Source organism: Mycobacterium sp. E3305 (genome assembly GCF_001666785.1).
Taxonomy (GTDB): Bacteria; Actinomycetota; Actinomycetes; order Mycobacteriales; family Mycobacteriaceae; genus Mycobacterium.
In genome coordinates this window covers 24,713-38,406 of sequence record NZ_LZJA01000095.1, presented here as the reverse complement: position 1 = coordinate 38,406, position 13,694 = coordinate 24,713, and the positions used below count along the sequence as shown (strand labels likewise).

Annotated in this window: 16 protein-coding genes; 7 read left to right on the top strand and 9 right to left on the bottom strand. The window is 70.2% G+C overall.

Translation table 11 applies throughout. The features are described from left to right. Nucleotides 1–7 precede the first annotated feature (7 nt). Nucleotides 8–811, bottom strand: a complete 804-nt coding sequence (locus tag A5701_RS09400; RefSeq protein ID WP_067751629.1) for an IclR family transcriptional regulator — start codon at nucleotides 809–811, stop codon at nucleotides 8–10. Nucleotides 812–841: 30 nt separating this feature from the next. Continuing rightward, on the bottom strand, nucleotides 842–1,933 hold the full coding sequence (locus tag A5701_RS09395) for a permease (RefSeq protein WP_067751626.1): 1,092 nt from the start codon (nucleotides 1,931–1,933) through the stop codon (nucleotides 842–844). Nucleotides 1,934–2,009: 76 nt separating this feature from the next. On the opposite strand from A5701_RS09395, the gene A5701_RS09390 reads away from it, so the two are divergent. Both A5701_RS09390 and A5701_RS09385 read left to right on the top strand, forming a co-directional pair. Beyond that, nucleotides 2,010–2,849 (top strand): SGNH/GDSL hydrolase family protein, encoded by an 840-nt coding sequence (locus tag A5701_RS09390; RefSeq protein ID WP_369807403.1) that lies wholly within the window; start codon nucleotides 2,010–2,012, stop codon nucleotides 2,847–2,849. 36 nt (nucleotides 2,850–2,885) lie between these two features. Then, entirely contained in the window at nucleotides 2,886–3,542 is a 657-nt protein-coding gene (locus A5701_RS09385; RefSeq protein WP_067751620.1) for a DedA family protein, read from the top strand. A gap of 10 nt (nucleotides 3,543–3,552) precedes the next feature. On the opposite strand, the gene A5701_RS09380 is transcribed toward A5701_RS09385, so the two are convergent. Beyond that, entirely contained in the window at nucleotides 3,553–4,173 is a 621-nt protein-coding gene (locus A5701_RS09380) for a TetR/AcrR family transcriptional regulator (RefSeq protein ID WP_067751617.1), read from the bottom strand. Between the two features lie 155 nt (nucleotides 4,174–4,328). Here A5701_RS09380 and A5701_RS09375 point away from each other — a divergent pair, with 155 nt between their 5' ends. Both A5701_RS09375 and A5701_RS09370 read left to right on the top strand, forming a co-directional pair. Next, complete coding sequence (locus tag A5701_RS09375) at nucleotides 4,329–4,766, top strand: anti-sigma factor antagonist (RefSeq protein ID WP_067751614.1); 438 nt, start codon at nucleotides 4,329–4,331, stop codon at nucleotides 4,764–4,766. A gap of 39 nt (nucleotides 4,767–4,805) precedes the next feature. Further along, nucleotides 4,806–5,888, top strand: coding sequence for a glutamate--cysteine ligase (locus A5701_RS09370; RefSeq protein WP_067751612.1), 1,083 nt, complete (start codon nucleotides 4,806–4,808; stop codon nucleotides 5,886–5,888). Between the two features lie 120 nt (nucleotides 5,889–6,008). Here the strand turns inward: A5701_RS09370 and A5701_RS09365 are convergent, their stop codons facing one another. From A5701_RS09365 to A5701_RS09355, 3 genes are all read right to left on the bottom strand, one after another. After that, nucleotides 6,009–6,794 (bottom strand): sulfite exporter TauE/SafE family protein, encoded by a 786-nt coding sequence (locus A5701_RS09365; RefSeq protein ID WP_082954976.1) that lies wholly within the window; start codon nucleotides 6,792–6,794, stop codon nucleotides 6,009–6,011. Nucleotides 6,795–6,859: 65 nt separating this feature from the next. Next, nucleotides 6,860–7,792: a catalase family peroxidase gene (locus A5701_RS09360; RefSeq protein WP_067751606.1), complete on the bottom strand. Its 933-nt coding sequence runs from the start codon at nucleotides 7,790–7,792 to the stop codon at nucleotides 6,860–6,862. Nucleotides 7,793–7,809: 17 nt separating this feature from the next. Next, complete coding sequence (locus tag A5701_RS09355) at nucleotides 7,810–8,598, bottom strand: SDR family NAD(P)-dependent oxidoreductase (RefSeq protein ID WP_067751603.1); 789 nt, start codon at nucleotides 8,596–8,598, stop codon at nucleotides 7,810–7,812. Between the two features lie 196 nt (nucleotides 8,599–8,794). Between A5701_RS09355 and A5701_RS09350 the strand changes: the two genes are divergently transcribed. Further along, on the top strand, nucleotides 8,795–9,370 hold the full coding sequence (locus A5701_RS09350; RefSeq protein WP_067751599.1) for a hypothetical protein: 576 nt from the start codon (nucleotides 8,795–8,797) through the stop codon (nucleotides 9,368–9,370). Between the two features lie 42 nt (nucleotides 9,371–9,412). Here the strand turns inward: A5701_RS09350 and A5701_RS09345 are convergent, their stop codons facing one another. Next, nucleotides 9,413–10,003, bottom strand: a complete 591-nt coding sequence (locus A5701_RS09345; RefSeq protein ID WP_067751596.1) for a carboxymuconolactone decarboxylase family protein — start codon at nucleotides 10,001–10,003, stop codon at nucleotides 9,413–9,415. Between the two features lie 150 nt (nucleotides 10,004–10,153). On the opposite strand from A5701_RS09345, the gene A5701_RS09340 reads away from it, so the two are divergent. Continuing rightward, nucleotides 10,154–11,713 carry a long-chain-fatty-acid--CoA ligase gene (locus A5701_RS09340; protein WP_067751593.1) on the top strand — a complete coding sequence of 520 codons (1,560 nt, stop codon included), beginning with the start codon at nucleotides 10,154–10,156 and terminating at the stop codon, nucleotides 11,711–11,713. Beyond that, complete coding sequence (locus tag A5701_RS09335) at nucleotides 11,710–12,498, top strand: MBL fold metallo-hydrolase (RefSeq protein WP_067751591.1); 789 nt, start codon at nucleotides 11,710–11,712, stop codon at nucleotides 12,496–12,498. Before A5701_RS09340 ends, A5701_RS09335 begins: the two co-directional genes overlap by 4 nt. Here the strand turns inward: A5701_RS09335 and A5701_RS09330 are convergent. Further along, complete coding sequence (locus tag A5701_RS09330) at nucleotides 12,493–13,332, bottom strand: enoyl-CoA hydratase/isomerase family protein (protein WP_067751587.1); 840 nt, start codon at nucleotides 13,330–13,332, stop codon at nucleotides 12,493–12,495. The two genes, A5701_RS09335 and A5701_RS09330, sit on opposite strands and share 6 nt — an antisense overlap. Nucleotides 13,333–13,383: 51 nt before the next feature. Continuing rightward, nucleotides 13,384–13,677: a hypothetical protein gene (locus tag A5701_RS09325; protein WP_067751584.1), complete on the bottom strand. Its 294-nt coding sequence runs from the start codon at nucleotides 13,675–13,677 to the stop codon at nucleotides 13,384–13,386. Nucleotides 13,678–13,694: the final 17 nt, after the last annotated feature.

Sequence of the window (13,694 nt, the reverse complement as noted above, 5' to 3'; positions counted from 1 at the left end):
GGCGGACTCAGCCGAGCTGGTCGCCAATCTCCTTGGCCGCCTTGACAAGTGCGGCGGCGACCGTGGCATAGCGGGCGGCGTCGAGCCGGTTCTGGGGTGCGGCGGCATTGAGCGCCAGCCGCAGGCCCGGCGCCCGGGTGGGTATCGGCACCGCGACCGAAGCGACGCCTTCCTCGCTCTCCTCCCGGTTGATGGCGTAGCCGCGCTCGCGGATGGCGGCGAGCTCGGCCTCCAGTTCGGTCCGGCTGCCGATCGACGACGAGGTGATGCGCTGCAACCGTTCTCGCGGCAGCAGCTGACGCAACTCCGCCTCGGGCAGCTGCGCCAGCATGACCTTGCCCGTCGAGGTGCAATGCGCCGGCATGCTGCGGCCCAGCCGGGACGCCACCCGGACCGCGGCCGGGCCCTCGACAGCGGCGACGAACCGGACGTTGGCCCCGTCCAACATCCCGACGTGAATCGTCTCGCGCAGCTGTTCGCCGAGGCTGCGCATGACCGGGGTGGCCGCTCGCTGGATGTCGATGCGGCCGAAGATGGCGAACGCGACGCCGGTCAGCGACGGGCCGGGCAGGTAGGCCCTGGACACCGGGTCCTGCCGGACGAACCCGCGATAGGCCAGCATCGCCAGCAACCGATGCGCGGTGGACGACGCCACGCCCAGGTAGCGGGTGGCTTCGCTCAACCGGATCTGGGGTTGCTCGCCCAGCAGCAGAAGCAGCTTGAGCGCGTTGTCGACCGACTCGATCGGATACTGCGGCGCAAGCGAATCGGCGGCCGGGGCTTCGGCGGCCCGCTCGCCCTTTCTCGCCATGACAGTGAAGGTACTCGCGCCGGTTGCGAGTCACAGCAAGCTGAGCACCACAGCGCCGAGGATTCCCGCAGCGACAACGATGCCGGTCGCGGTCGCGGTGGCCTTCCACCCGAAGCTGCGGGCGACCATCGCCGCGCCCGGAACGCTCACCGCCGGCAGGGTGATCAGCAGCGCACCGATCGTCCCCGACGACGCGCCCAGCAGGGCCAGCCCTTGCAGGATCGGGATCTCCCCCGCCGTCGGGATGACCATGAGCGTGCCGGCGATCGCGACGACCACGACGAGCAGCAGGCCCAGCAGCAGCCCGCGGTGCGCCGGTTGCCCCAACGTGAGCAGGAGACCGCGGAACGCCCCGACCACGAGCACCAGGACCGCGTACTCGGGCAGCAAAAACAGCACCAACCACAGCAGCGCCCGCACGAACAGGCGCGGCCTGCCCCCGCTCTCGTCGTCGGCCGAAGGCGCGGCCGCGCGCGCCGGCGCCGGGACTCCGCCGTCCGGCCGGGACAGCAATCCCACCGCGGCCCCGACCCCGAGCACCGTCGCGATGCCGACGACCACGCGCGTCAGGCTCCATTGCCAGGGAGCGACGAAGAGCAGGAAAACGAGCACCGCCGGGTTGAGCAGCGGGTTCCCCAGCCAGTAGGCGATGGCCGCCGCCGGTGTGACGCCGTTGCGCCGCAGGGTGACGGCGACCGGGGCGGCGCAACACGTGCACATCATCGACGGCATGCCGGCGACCCCGCCGGCCAGCGCACTGGACAGCGGAGCGCGACGGTTCAGCACGCGCGGCAGCCACGGGCGCGGGAGCAACGCCTGCACCGAGGCGCTGATCAGCAGCGCGGCCACCAACGCCGGCCAGATCGACGCCACGTAGGCGTGGAAGAAGGTCGCCGCGGCGTGCCAGGCCGGTCGATCGCCGGGGTGGACGCCGCCCACCGTGAGAACGCTCGATCCCGACCAGTGGTGGGTGCGACGGGCCGTGGCGGCCTTACCGGCGTAAGGCAGCCACTTCGCCCACAGCAGCCCCGCCACGAACAGGGCCACGGCGACGAGAACACCGATCGCGACGTTTCCCCGCCGGCCCGCGTGAATTGCATTGCCCTTCAAAGGCATCGCCATGCCCACCGACGCTAGTCGACGGGCGGTGACCCGCGTCGGGCGCGTGGGTGGCCGCGCTTCCCGCACCGGGGATGCGATGGCTATTATTCTCGGCTTCGTGTACGGGGCTATGCCTTGCGGATATCGCCGTTACGTCGCCATCGGGGACAGCCAGACCGAGGGTTTATGGGACGGCGACGACGTCGTGGGTCTCCTCGGCTTTGCCGACCGGCTCGCCGCCATGGTGGATGCGCACTACCCCGGCCTGCATTACGCCAACCTGGCGATCCGCGGCAAGCGGATCGCCGACGTCTTGGACGAGCAGGTTCCGCAGGCCCTGGCGATGCAGCCGGACCTGATCACGGTGTGCGCCGGGATGAACGACGTCATCCAGCCGGGCCGGTCGTTCGGCCCGGCCCTGGCCGACCTCGAACACGTCTACGCCGCGCTGGCCGGGTCCGGGGCCACGGTGGTGACGACGACCTTCCCGAACGTCGCGCAATTCCTCCCACTCGGACGGCTGGTGTCGGGCCGTCTCGCCCGCATCAACGCGGCGATCACGGCGGCCGCCGACCGCTACGGGTTCGGGCTCGTCGACCTCTACAACGCGCCGTCGATGCGCGAGCTGGACACCTGGGCCATCGACCGGGTGCACGCCTCCAGCAAAGGACACATGCTGTTCGCCGCGGCGGCCGCCGAAGCACTGAATCTGCCTGGCAGCAACCATGATTGGGCCCACGCAACTCCCGACGCCCGGCGCCGCTCGCGCACCACCGGCGCGTACGAGCAGCTGCGCTGGACGCAGGACAGCTTCTTCCCGTGGATCTGGCGCCGGCTGCGCGGCCTGTCGTCGGCCGACGGTCGGGAGCCCAAGCGCCCACAGCTGGAGAGCCTCGGCACGCCGAGCAGGCCGGCCGACGCGAACCGGAGGGTTTAGGGCGCGTATCGCCGGACGGTCAGGCATCCTGGACGCATGGACGTCGAGGCTTTGCTGCACGCGATCCCACCGCTCGCGATCTACCTGGTGGTCGGCGGTGTGGTCGGGCTCGAAAGCCTGGGCATCCCCCTTCCCGGCGAGATCATCCTGGTCAGCGCGGCCCTGATGTCCTCGCACGACGACCTGCCCGTCAACCCGATCGGCGTGGGCGTCGCCGCGGTGATCGGCGCCGTGGTCGGCGACTCGATCGGTTACACGATCGGACGCAAGTTCGGCATGCCGCTCTTCGACCGCCTGGGCCGGCGGTTCCCCAAACATTTCGGTCCCGGACACGTCGCGTTGGCCGAAAAGTTGTTCAACCGCTGGGGAGTTCGGGCGGTTTTCTTCGGCCGCTTCATCGCCCTGTTGCGGATTTTCGCCGGGCCACTCGCCGGGGCGCTGAAGATGCACTACCCGCGCTTCCTGGCGGCCAACGTCTCGGGCGCCATCTGCTGGGCCGGCGGCACCACCGCGGTGGTGTACTTCGCCGGGATGGCCGCCGAGCGCTGGCTGGAGCGGTTCTCCTGGATCGCACTCGTCATCGCCATCGTCTGCGGCTTGATCGCCGCCTTCGCGCTGCGGGAACGCACCTCGCGGGCCATCGCGGAACTCGAGGAAGAGCACTACCGCAAGGCCGAGAACACCGCGGCCTGACCCCAGCGGCTCAGCTGGCCGCCTCGCCGAGATCCCCGGGCACCACCGGCCGGTGCTCTTCGATCAGACCGACCGCCATCCGGCGGGCGCGCAGAGCCGCGTCGGTGTCGCCGACGGCCGCCAACACGATGGCGCCCTTCATCAGGATGTGCCAGGACGAGGCGAAGTCCTCGACGTCGATCAGCCCCGCCGCGACGGCGCGCTGGCGCACGATGTCGCGGACGTGGTCGATGTGGACGATGCAGGCCTGCCCGGCCGGGGAGTCGGGACCGAGCTCCAGCAGCACGTTGATGAACGAGCAGCCCTCGTAGCCGTCGCGCAGCTGGATCCAGTCGTGCATGACGTCGAAGATCGCGAGCAACTGCTCCTCGGGCGTGTCGGCGCGCTGGCGGGACTGCTCCTCGATCAGGCCGTGGGTCCACACCTCCTCGCGCCGCTGCAGCACGGCCAGCACGAGGTCGTTTTTGGTGGCGAAATGGCGGTACAGCGTGGCCTTGGCGACGCCGGCCCTCTCGATCACCTCCTCCGTGCCGACAGCACGGATTCCACGTCGGCTGAACAGGTCATATGCGGCGGTCAAGATGCGTTGACGAGCCGACGCGGGAGGCGTTCCGACATCGGAAGTTGTCATAACAACGCACAACATACTCTTAGCCAGGACATGTAGACAGACCGACCTGTCTTGTTATAGAAATGAGATTCGCACTCCGCGAAGAGTCTGTCTTCAGACGGCAGGACGGGCATCCATCGCAGCGTCGTGAGACGCGAGTCGATTAGGAGGCCACGATGAGCTCGGCCATTGCAGAACCTATGACAACTACCCACCTCATGCTGAGCACCAAGCTGGTCTATGAGTTGGGCGATCCGAACAGCACGCTGCGCGCGACAGCCGATCGCAGCGGACCGGCGGTGCTGATCTACGCGGGCGGGGAGGTCGACGCCTGCAACGAGCACACCTGGCGCCAGCTGATCAGCGAGGTCGCCGGCATCGTCGCCGCGCCGGGGCCCTTGGTCATTGACGTCACGGGCCTCGAATTCATGGGCTGCTGCGCCTTCGCGGTGCTGGCCGACGAGGCGAAGCGCTGCAAGAACCGCGGCGTCGAGCTGCGCCTGGTCAGCCGCGAGCCGATCGTCGCCCGCATCGTCGACGCGTGCGGCCTGTCCGCGCTGCTGCCCATCTACCCGACCGCTGACTCCGCGCTGGCGTCCGCGGCCCGTTGGTGACGGGGCAGCGCCGCCACTGATCGGCCCGCCCCCGACGGGATGAGCGCCCCTCCCACCTTCGGAGCGGAAGAGGAATTTCTCCTCGTCGACCCGCGAACGGGCGAACCGGCTCCGCGAAACGGCGATGTGGCCGCCGCGGCCCAACGCCGGGGCGTCGAGTTGCAGCTGGAACTGAGCAGCTGCCAGGTGGAGACCACCTCCAGTGTCGTGGCGACCAGCTCGGAACTCGGCGAGGAATTGTCCCGGTTGCGGCGCACGGCCGCCGAGGCGGCCGAGTCGGTGGGGCTGCGGCTGCTCGCGGCCGGGCTTCCGCCCGCCACGCCCCACGAGTTTCCCGTCACCGACACCCCGCGTTATCGGCGTATCGGCGCCGAGTACGGGATGGTCGCCCACGAGCAAGGCATCTGCGGCTGCCATGTGCACGTGCAGGTTCCCGACCGTGCGGCCGCCATTCACGTCAGTAACTGGCTGCGGCCGTGGCTGCCGTCATTGCTTGCGCTGTCGGCGAATTCGGCGATCTACCGCAGCGCCGACAGCGGCTACGCCAGCTGGCGCAGCGTACTGTGGCGACGCTGGCCGGTGGCCGGGCCCCCGCCCTTCTTCCCCTCCCCCGACGACTACGACCGCACGGTGCGGATGCTGATCGACAGCGAGGTCATCCTGGACCGCAAGATGGTCTATTGGGACGTGCGCCCGTCGGAGAATTTCCCGACGATCGAGGTGCGGGTCGCCGACGTGCCGGCGACGGTTGCCGAGACGGTGTTGCTCGCGACGCTGGTCCGGGCCGCGGTGATGACGGCACTCGAGGACGACCAGCCCGGGCGGCTTCCCCCGGCGGCCCTGCGCGCGGCCTACTGGAAGGCCGCCCACGACGGCCTCGCCGGACGCACGCTCGACCTGGTCCACGGCCGCGGAGCCGTGTCCGCGCGCGATCAGTTGGGCGCCCTCGTGCAACGCGTGCGGCCGGCGTTGGAGACGCTCGGCGAATATGGCCGCGTCGTAAGCGAACTCGACCGCGTCGCAGCCCAGGGCAACGGGGCGATGCGCCAGCGGCGGGCGTGGCGCAAGCGCGGCGAGGTGAGGGACGTCATCGACGAGGTGGCCGCCGCCACGCTGGACTGAACCGGTTGCCGCGCCTCTGTTCACTTGCGCGTGCGCCCAGGGCGGCGACACGCCGGGCGGGCCCTCCCTGGGCGCACACTCAAAGCCGTGAACGCACAGCCGATGCGGCCCGCGCCTCGGTCACGCCACGGCGACCAGTCGGTACAGCCCGATCAGGCCCACCACCACGATCGTCGCCCGCAGCGCGTTGCCCGACAGCCGCCGCCCGTACCGCGCCCCGATCAGTCCGCCGACCAGCGAGCCCGCCGCGATCAGCCCGGCGGCCGGCCAGCTGATCCGGTCGAACGCCACCAACGTATAGGCCACGGCGGCAACCACATTCACCACCAGCGTGAGCAGGTTCTTGGCGGCGTTCATGCGCTGCACCGACTCCGGCAGCAGCGCGCCCATCACCCCGACCAGCAGGATGCCCTGGGCGGCGGTGAAATAGCCGCCGTAGACGCCGACGGCGAACGTGCCGAGCACCAGGACCGCCATGCGGCCGGGGGTGATGTGTTCGGGTGAGCGGCCGGCTACCTCGGCGCGCCGGCCGGTCCACGCCTGGATCCGTGGGCCCACGACCACCAGCACCAAAGCCAGCACCAGCAGCACCGGCACCACCTCGGCGAAGACTTTCTCCGGCAGGTGCAGCAACAGGAAGGCGCCCAGCACCGCGCCGGCCAACGAGGCGGGCAGCTGCCAGCGCAGGCGATTCCATTGACCGCGCAACTCGGCGCGGTAGCCCCAGGTGCCCGACACGCTGCCGGCGACCAGGCCGATGGCGTTCGACATCGTGGCGGTGACCGGCGGGAAGCCGAGGGCGACCAAAGTCGGGAACGTGATCAAGGTGCCGGACCCGACGAGCGCGTTGATGGCGCCCGCGCCGAGCCCGGCCAAACAGATCAAGAGCATGTGGGAAGGCGACACTGAAGAAAAACCTTAGCCTGCCGCCGGTTTCGGCCCGCGGGCGAGTGCGGGCGGGGGTTTCCCGGTCAGGCGGGCGGCGCCTCGGCCCCGCGGTCGACGCCGGTGCGCAGCTTGACCGACGCCGAATACGCGAGCGTCCGGAAGTGCAGGACCGGGTCGTCGGAGGGTTCGATGCCGTCGGTCACCCGCATCGGGTCGAACACGACGATGTCGCCGCCGTGCTCGCGTTGGGTCTCCAGGCCGGTGATCTCGATGGTGCCGACGGTCGCGATCTGAGTGCTCTGCCATGCCGCGGACGGGTCGACCGTGGAGTCGGCGGGACCGGCGATCTGCACGCGATATTCGAACCGCACCGGCCCGCTGTCCAGGCGCGCATTCAGCTCGTCGGTGAGGAAGTCCGCACCCTCGCCGTGGGCGGCCGACGCGGACAGGTAGTTCTGCGCGGCAGCCGGAACCAGATGGTAGCGAACGAATCTGGCGCTGCCGTCGGCGGCGACCCAGCGGAATGCGTGCAAGCCGTGGTATTCGGTGGTCGCGTAGCTGGCCGGGATCTTGTTGGCGTCGCGCACCACCGGCAGCGCGCCGAGCAGCCGCGGATGGGTGAGGAAGTATTTGGCCATGCGCAGCGGCGTGGTCAGGCCGGGCCGCATCGCCTTGAGCAGATCGACGAATCCGTCGGGCGTGCTCGAGACGAACAGCCGGGCGGTCTGCGTCGACACGTCGGTGGTGGAGCCGTCGGGCAGCGTGAACTTCACCGCCATGCCGCGGATCCCCGGCACATTGTCGCGCTGCTTGGGATTGCCCGCGCCATTGGAGAATCGGATCAGCGCCGGGACCGTCGAGCCGTCGAGATGCTTTGCGCGCGAAAGCATGACCGCGTCCGGGGTCGCGGTGAACGTGCCGCGGTAGAGCGTGCCTTTGGCGTGCAGCGCGCGACAACCCGGCTGGGCACCGCCGGTGCCTCGGATCGCCTCGATCGCCTCGTCGGGAGTGACCATGCGCGAATCTTAAAGCGCTATTCGGGAAAGCCGAAGAGTTTCACGACACCGTGATCGCGGCCTGCGGTGTAGCCGCCGTCGACGGCGATTGCCTGGCCGCTGACGAAGGAGGCGTCGGGCGACAGCAGGAACGCCGCCACGGCCGCGACCTCCCCCGGCTGCCCCAGCCGTTGCAGGGCGTGTTCTTCGGTGATGGAGTGCAGCGGGCCCTCCATGCCCGGCAGGCCGAACACGCTTTGCGCCATCGGCGTTTCGATGAAGCCGGGGCAGATGGCGTTGGCACGGATGCCGCTCGGTCCGTAGTCGAGCGCGATGTTCTTGGTGAGCAGGACGACGCCGCCCTTCGCCGCGTTGTACGAGCTGCCACCCGCCGTGCCTTCCAGGCCCTCGACGCTGGCGACGGTCACCAGCGAACCCCGTTCGCCGTCGACCCGGGGTTGCTCGATCATCCGGGCCAGCGCCGCCTTGGCGACCAGGAACGTGCCGGTCAGGTTGATCCCGATGACCCGGTCCCACTCGGCCCTGTCGAGCAGGTGGACCGGGCCGCCGCCGGCGACCCCGGCGGCGTGCAGCACGCCGTCCAGGCGGTCGGGCACGGCGGCGAGCACCGCAGCGATCGCCGCCTCGTCGGTGACGTCGGCGGTGACGAACGTGAACCCCGGCCCCAGGTCGGGCGCGGCGGTCAGGTCGGCGCCGATCACCGTGCCCCCTTCGGCCAGTAGGCGCCGCGCGGTCGCCAGGCCGATTCCGGACGCGGCGCCCGTCACGACGAAGGTTCGGGAGCGGGCACGGTCAGGGTTCGCCACGTCTGGTCCCCTCGGTCGAAGGTCGGTTGGGCCGCAGACATGTTGACACACCGGTCCGCCACCGAAGCCGGTTTCGATAGAGGAGAGCTATCACCAAATAGTGCCGCGGTCTTGGACACCGGCCCGCTTGCGGGGAGATCGTTAGAACCGGCGGGCGAATCCCCCCGTTCGCCCAGAGCCTGAGCAGGAGCCACACATGTCGACCCCCCAGCCAATACGCCCGCGGCGGGCAGCCGCCGGCCTGGCCGTCGCCACCGCCGTGACGGCGGCGGTCGTCCTCTTCCCCACCACCCATGCGGCGCCGGTGCGGCTCGTTTCGGCCGATCCGGTCGATGTTGCCGACGGCGTCTCGATCGTCCCCGCGCCCGGCTGGACGCTCGGGCACCGCGGGCCGAATTGGGTGGCGCTCAGCAACGCCGACGGCAGCGCGCAGCTGCGGGTCGCGGTCAAGCCCGCCGGCGCGACGGATGTCGGTGCGGTGTTGCAGGCCGACATGAGCGAGTACGCGTCATCTTCCGGCCTGGGCGACATGAAGACTTTGACCGCGCCGGACACCCGGCCGCTGCAGAGCGCGAACTTTCAACAGCAGGCGTCCATCGACTACACGGCCGACGTGCCGGCCCCGGAGGGCCCGATTCCCGTCCTGGGCACGTTCACCGAGCTGCTGAACACGTCCAACCGGCGGTCAGCGTTCATCGACTTCCGGCAGAACAACAACGCGACCCCGCAGGCCGTGGACGACGGCGGGATGATGATCCGCTCGATGGAATGAGGGATGCGAACTGGTTCAGGCGAATCAGCAAGGCGTGCAGTACTATTCGCCGTCCCCCTCGCGTCCCGGAACCGACGCATCGAACGCGTTGAGGGTGACGGCCACCATCGAGAAGCAGCCGACAAGAAAAACGATTTCGGCGAGGCCTTGCTCACCGAACGTACGTCGCGCCGCCTGGTACGTCGTCTCGGCCAGCGCCCCGCCACGGTTCAGCGCCGCCGCCATGTCGTAGGCGACCGCCTGGTCACTGCTGAGGTCGCTGGGCCGCTCGCCGGCGGCGATGGTCGCGATCGTCCGGTCGGGCAGCCCCGCGCGTCGGGCGAAGTACTCGTGGCCATAGATCTCGTAGCGAGCACCGAACTTGGCGGCGGTCACCAGGATCACCAGCTGGTGGACCGTGGCGGGCAGCACGCTGTGCTCCCATAGCGCCTTGTTGAAGGCCCAGGCCGGCTTCCCGAAATTCGGGAAATGCAGCCAGCCGTTGAAGGGGCCGATAAGGGCACCGTCCTCGCGGCGGGCGATGAGTTCCCCGAAGTGGTCTCCGATCATCGCCGCCATGTCGTCATAGAGCTCCCGTTGATCAGCACTCAACGTGGCCGGTGGCAGTGGTGGCAGACGCGTCCTTGCTGGCATGGCTCGATCGTGCGACGGCGGCGACCGTTGCGCCAGGACTTGTTGGTGACCAGTGGTAGGCGGAACCTCCCAGCGGACCGGGCAGGCCGACCGCACGTCCTGGCATGATCGCTATCGCAGAATGGAGCAAACCGACCTCGGAGGGGCCTCATGCCACCAGCCGACACCACGGCGAACACCACGGAGACGCTGGCGGGATTCGTCGATCGGCACGCACAGCAGCGGCCCGACGCCGTCGCGATCCGCTACGGCGAATTGGAGTGGTCCTGGGCCGACTGGGCCGCGCGAATCCGCCGTGCGGCCGGCGCGCTGCGCGCCGCCGGTGTGCGGCGCGGTCAGAGCGTCGCGTTCCTGGACAAGAACCACCCCGCCTGCCTCGAGGTGCTGTTCGCCGCGGCGTCGATCGGGGCCGTGACCACCGTCGTCAACTGGCGCGCGATGGGCGACGAACTCGTGCACGTGCTCGACGACAGCGGGGCGCGGCTGCTCTTCGTCGGCGCCGAGCTGCGGGCCGCGGCCGAGGCGGCCGCCGCACGCGCGCCGGGGGTGGAGCGCATCGTCGTGGTGGGTGACGAGTACGAATCCCTGCTGGCGGCCGCGTCTCCCACGGAGCGCGACATCGACGTGCACGAGAGCGAAACCGCGCTGGTGATCTACAGCTCGGGCACCACGGGGCGCCCGAAGGGCGTGTTGCTGAGCCAGCGTGCGCTGGTCAACCACGCGGCAAACCTGGCGCCGGCCTTCCCCTTCGACGACGGGGACGCGAACCTCGTCGCCATGCCGCTGTTCCATGTCGGCGGAATCGGCTACGCACTGTTCGGGATTCGGGCCGGTGTGCCCACCATCATGACCCGCGAACCCGACGCCGCCGCCCTCACGGGCGCCGTGCGGGCCGGTGCCACCCACGCCTTCTTCGTCCCGCCGGTGATCGCCCGGTTCCTCGACGCCGGCGAGGCGGCGCACGCCACGATCGCCGGCCTGCGCTACATCGTCTACGGGGCCGCGCCGATGCCGCTGCCGCTGCTGCACCGGGCGCTGTCGACCTGGCCCGACACCCGTTTCGTGCAGGTGTACGGCCAGACGGAGCTGTGCGGGGCGGTCACCGCGCTAAGCGACGACGACCACCGCGATTCCGCGCGCCCACACCTGCAGCTGGCGGCCGGAAAGGCGGTGCTGGGCACCGAGATTCGGGTGGTGGATCCCGAGACGGGCGCCGCGGTGGCGGCCGGCGAGGCGGGCGAGATCTGGGTGCGGAGCAACCAGAACATGACCGGCTACCTGAACCGGCCGGAGGCGACCGCCGAGACGATCACCGACGAGGACTGGGTGCGCACCGGCGACGTGGGGCGCCTGGACGCGGACGGCTACGTCTACATCGAAGACCGCCTGAAGGACATGATCATCACCGGCGGCGAGAACGTGTACGGGCCCGAGGTGGAAAGCGTGCTCATCGAGCACCCCGCGATCACCGACGCCGCGGTGATCGGTGTCCCCGACGACTTCTGGGGTGAATCGGTCAAGGCGATCGTCGTGGCCGACGGCGAGACCGACGCGCAAGACGTCATCGGCTTCTGCCGTCAGCACCTCGCCGGCTACAAGTGCCCGAGGACGGTGGACTTCGTGGAATCGCTGCCCCGCAACGCGAGCGGGAAGATCCTGAAAGCCGCTCTGCGCGAACCGTTTTGGCGTGACCGGGGGCGGGGCGTATGAGCGCCGCGGTCGACGCGCAACGGCGCGATCGTGCGATCAGTGTGCTGGGCGGGCCGACCACGGTGGTCGACATCGCCGGCCGGCGGATCGTGATGGACCCGACGTTCGACCCGCCCGGTGTGCACGCATACCTGACCAAGCTCGCCGGGCCGGCGGTGAACGCCGACGCGCTCGGCCCGGTGGATGCGGTGCTGATCAGCCACGACCAGCACCCGGACAACCTCGACGACGACGGTCGCCGCATGGCCCTGGCCGCGCCGCTGGTGCTCACCCACCCCGGTGGCGCCGCCCGGCTGGGACCACCCGCGGTGGGGGTCGCGCCCTGGCAGACCTACGAGCTGTCCGGATCGCTTGCGGTGCAAGCGGTTCCGGCGGTTCACGGGCCGGCCGACGGGCAGCGCGACGCCAGCGGGCACGTCAACTGCGAGGTGACCGGCTTCGTGCTGTCCGGGCCCGGCCTGCCCACCGTGTACCTCAGCGGCGACAACGCCTCGATGGCGGCGGTCAAGGACGTGGCCGACCGGGTGGGCGTCATCGACGTCGCGGTGCTGTTCGCGGGCGCGGCGAGCGTGCCGGCCAAGGAGCGCGGCCGGCCGCTGACGCTGACCTCGGCGCGCGCGGCCGCCGCCGCCGAGATCCTGGGGGCCCGCGTCGTCATACCGGCCCACGTCGACGGCTGGGCCCACTTCAGCGAGGGCGCCGGCGAATTCGCGGCGGCCTTCGACCAGGCCGGGATCGGCGACCGGCTGCGGGTCGCCCCGCACGGAGAGTGGATCGACCTATAGCCGTCCCTCGACCCGCAGATCGGGGTGCACCCAGTCGGGTGAACGGCGCTCCTTGAACGCGCGGAAACCCTCGCGGGCCTCGGCGTCGCTGAGGCTGCTGGTCATGCCGATGCGGTCATAGAGACCCAGGTAGCTGTCGATGCTCGACTTGATCACGCCGCGGGCCCGCGGCGCGGTCCGACAACACTGCGCGAGCAGCTCTTTCGCGGTGTCCAGCAGGTCACCGTGCGGCACGACGCGGGTGACCAGGCCCCAGTCCAGGGCCTCCGCGGCGGTCAGCACCCGCCCGGTGAACATCAGGTCGCGGGTGCGCACCGGCCCGATGACGCGGGTGAGCATCTGGCTGTAGTAGGTGTCGGCGTAGCCGCGGAACAGCTCGGGGACGCGGAAGGTGGCCCGTTCGCTGACGATCGACAGGTCGCTGCACAGCGCGATCTGGAACCCGCCGCCCTGGCACAGGCCGTTGACCGCGGAGACGACGGGTTTGGCCGAGGTGCGCACCGTGTCAAACGGCGTGACGTCCATGCCCAGCGCGCCGCCGAAGGTGATCCAGTTGTCGGTGGCTCCCCCGCCGCCCATGTCACCGCCGGGCGCGAAGACATCCCCGGTCCCGGTGATCAGCAGCCCGGCCAGGTCCGGGTCCTCCGCGACACGTCCGACGGCGTAACGGATCCCGAAGTACATCGCGGGGGTCAGGGCGTTGCGCGCTTCGGGGCGGTCGATGGTGCACACCGCGATCGACCCGTGCCGCTCGAGGGTGAGATACGGCGTGCCGAGCCAGTCCCCCTCCGGCGGGCGGGGGGTGTCGTGCTGGGCCGGGGGAACCTGGGCCACGGGATTCCTCTCATCGGTCGCTACTGTCGCTCTTACAGTAGCCGCCACGACCTACAGGTACGGCAGCGTGGCCGTCGCGCTGGCCGCGGACGCGTCGTCGATCAGGGTGGCTAGTTGGTTCTGCAGCGCGGTCGTGGCCTCGCCCACCGGCTTGTCGCAGAACCGGCATCGAGCGGTGAACCTGGGCTGGTCGTCTTCGTCCGGCCAGAAGCGGCGCGGCCCCACTTGGGCGCCCGGGTCGAAGGCGACCGCCTGATGGGGGGCCTCCTTGAGCAGCCTCCCGACGGGATGGCCCTGTGGGCACTCGAGTTTCAGGATTGCGATGCCTTCGTGGTTGCCTACCATGCTCCACCGTCCTTTGT

What these genes read in the sequence shown, in the direction of transcription:
- A5701_RS09400 (WP_067751629.1), bottom strand. Translation starts at nt 811, where the DNA reads ATGGCGAGAAAGGGCGAGCGGGCCGCCGAAGCCCCGGCCGCCGATTCG.
- A5701_RS09395 (WP_067751626.1), bottom strand. Translation starts at nt 1,933, where the DNA reads ATGGCGATGCCTTTGAAGGGCAATGCAATTCACGCGGGCCGGCGGGGA.
- A5701_RS09390 (WP_369807403.1), top strand. Translation starts at nt 2,010, where the DNA reads ATGGCTATTATTCTCGGCTTCGTGTACGGGGCTATGCCTTGCGGATAT.
- A5701_RS09385 (WP_067751620.1), top strand. Translation starts at nt 2,886, where the DNA reads ATGGACGTCGAGGCTTTGCTGCACGCGATCCCACCGCTCGCGATCTAC.
- A5701_RS09380 (WP_067751617.1), bottom strand. Translation starts at nt 4,173, where the DNA reads ATGACAACTTCCGATGTCGGAACGCCTCCCGCGTCGGCTCGTCAACGC.
- A5701_RS09375 (WP_067751614.1), top strand. Translation starts at nt 4,329, where the DNA reads ATGAGCTCGGCCATTGCAGAACCTATGACAACTACCCACCTCATGCTG.
- A5701_RS09370 (WP_067751612.1), top strand. Translation starts at nt 4,806, where the DNA reads ATGAGCGCCCCTCCCACCTTCGGAGCGGAAGAGGAATTTCTCCTCGTC.
- A5701_RS09360 (WP_067751606.1), bottom strand. Translation starts at nt 7,792, where the DNA reads ATGGTCACTCCCGACGAGGCGATCGAGGCGATCCGAGGCACCGGCGGT.
- A5701_RS09350 (WP_067751599.1), top strand. Translation starts at nt 8,795, where the DNA reads ATGTCGACCCCCCAGCCAATACGCCCGCGGCGGGCAGCCGCCGGCCTG.
- A5701_RS09345 (WP_067751596.1), bottom strand. Translation starts at nt 10,003, where the DNA reads ATGCCAGCAAGGACGCGTCTGCCACCACTGCCACCGGCCACGTTGAGT.
- A5701_RS09340 (WP_067751593.1), top strand. Translation starts at nt 10,154, where the DNA reads ATGCCACCAGCCGACACCACGGCGAACACCACGGAGACGCTGGCGGGA.
- A5701_RS09335 (WP_067751591.1), top strand. Translation starts at nt 11,710, where the DNA reads ATGAGCGCCGCGGTCGACGCGCAACGGCGCGATCGTGCGATCAGTGTG.
- A5701_RS09325 (WP_067751584.1), bottom strand. Translation starts at nt 13,677, where the DNA reads ATGGTAGGCAACCACGAAGGCATCGCAATCCTGAAACTCGAGTGCCCA.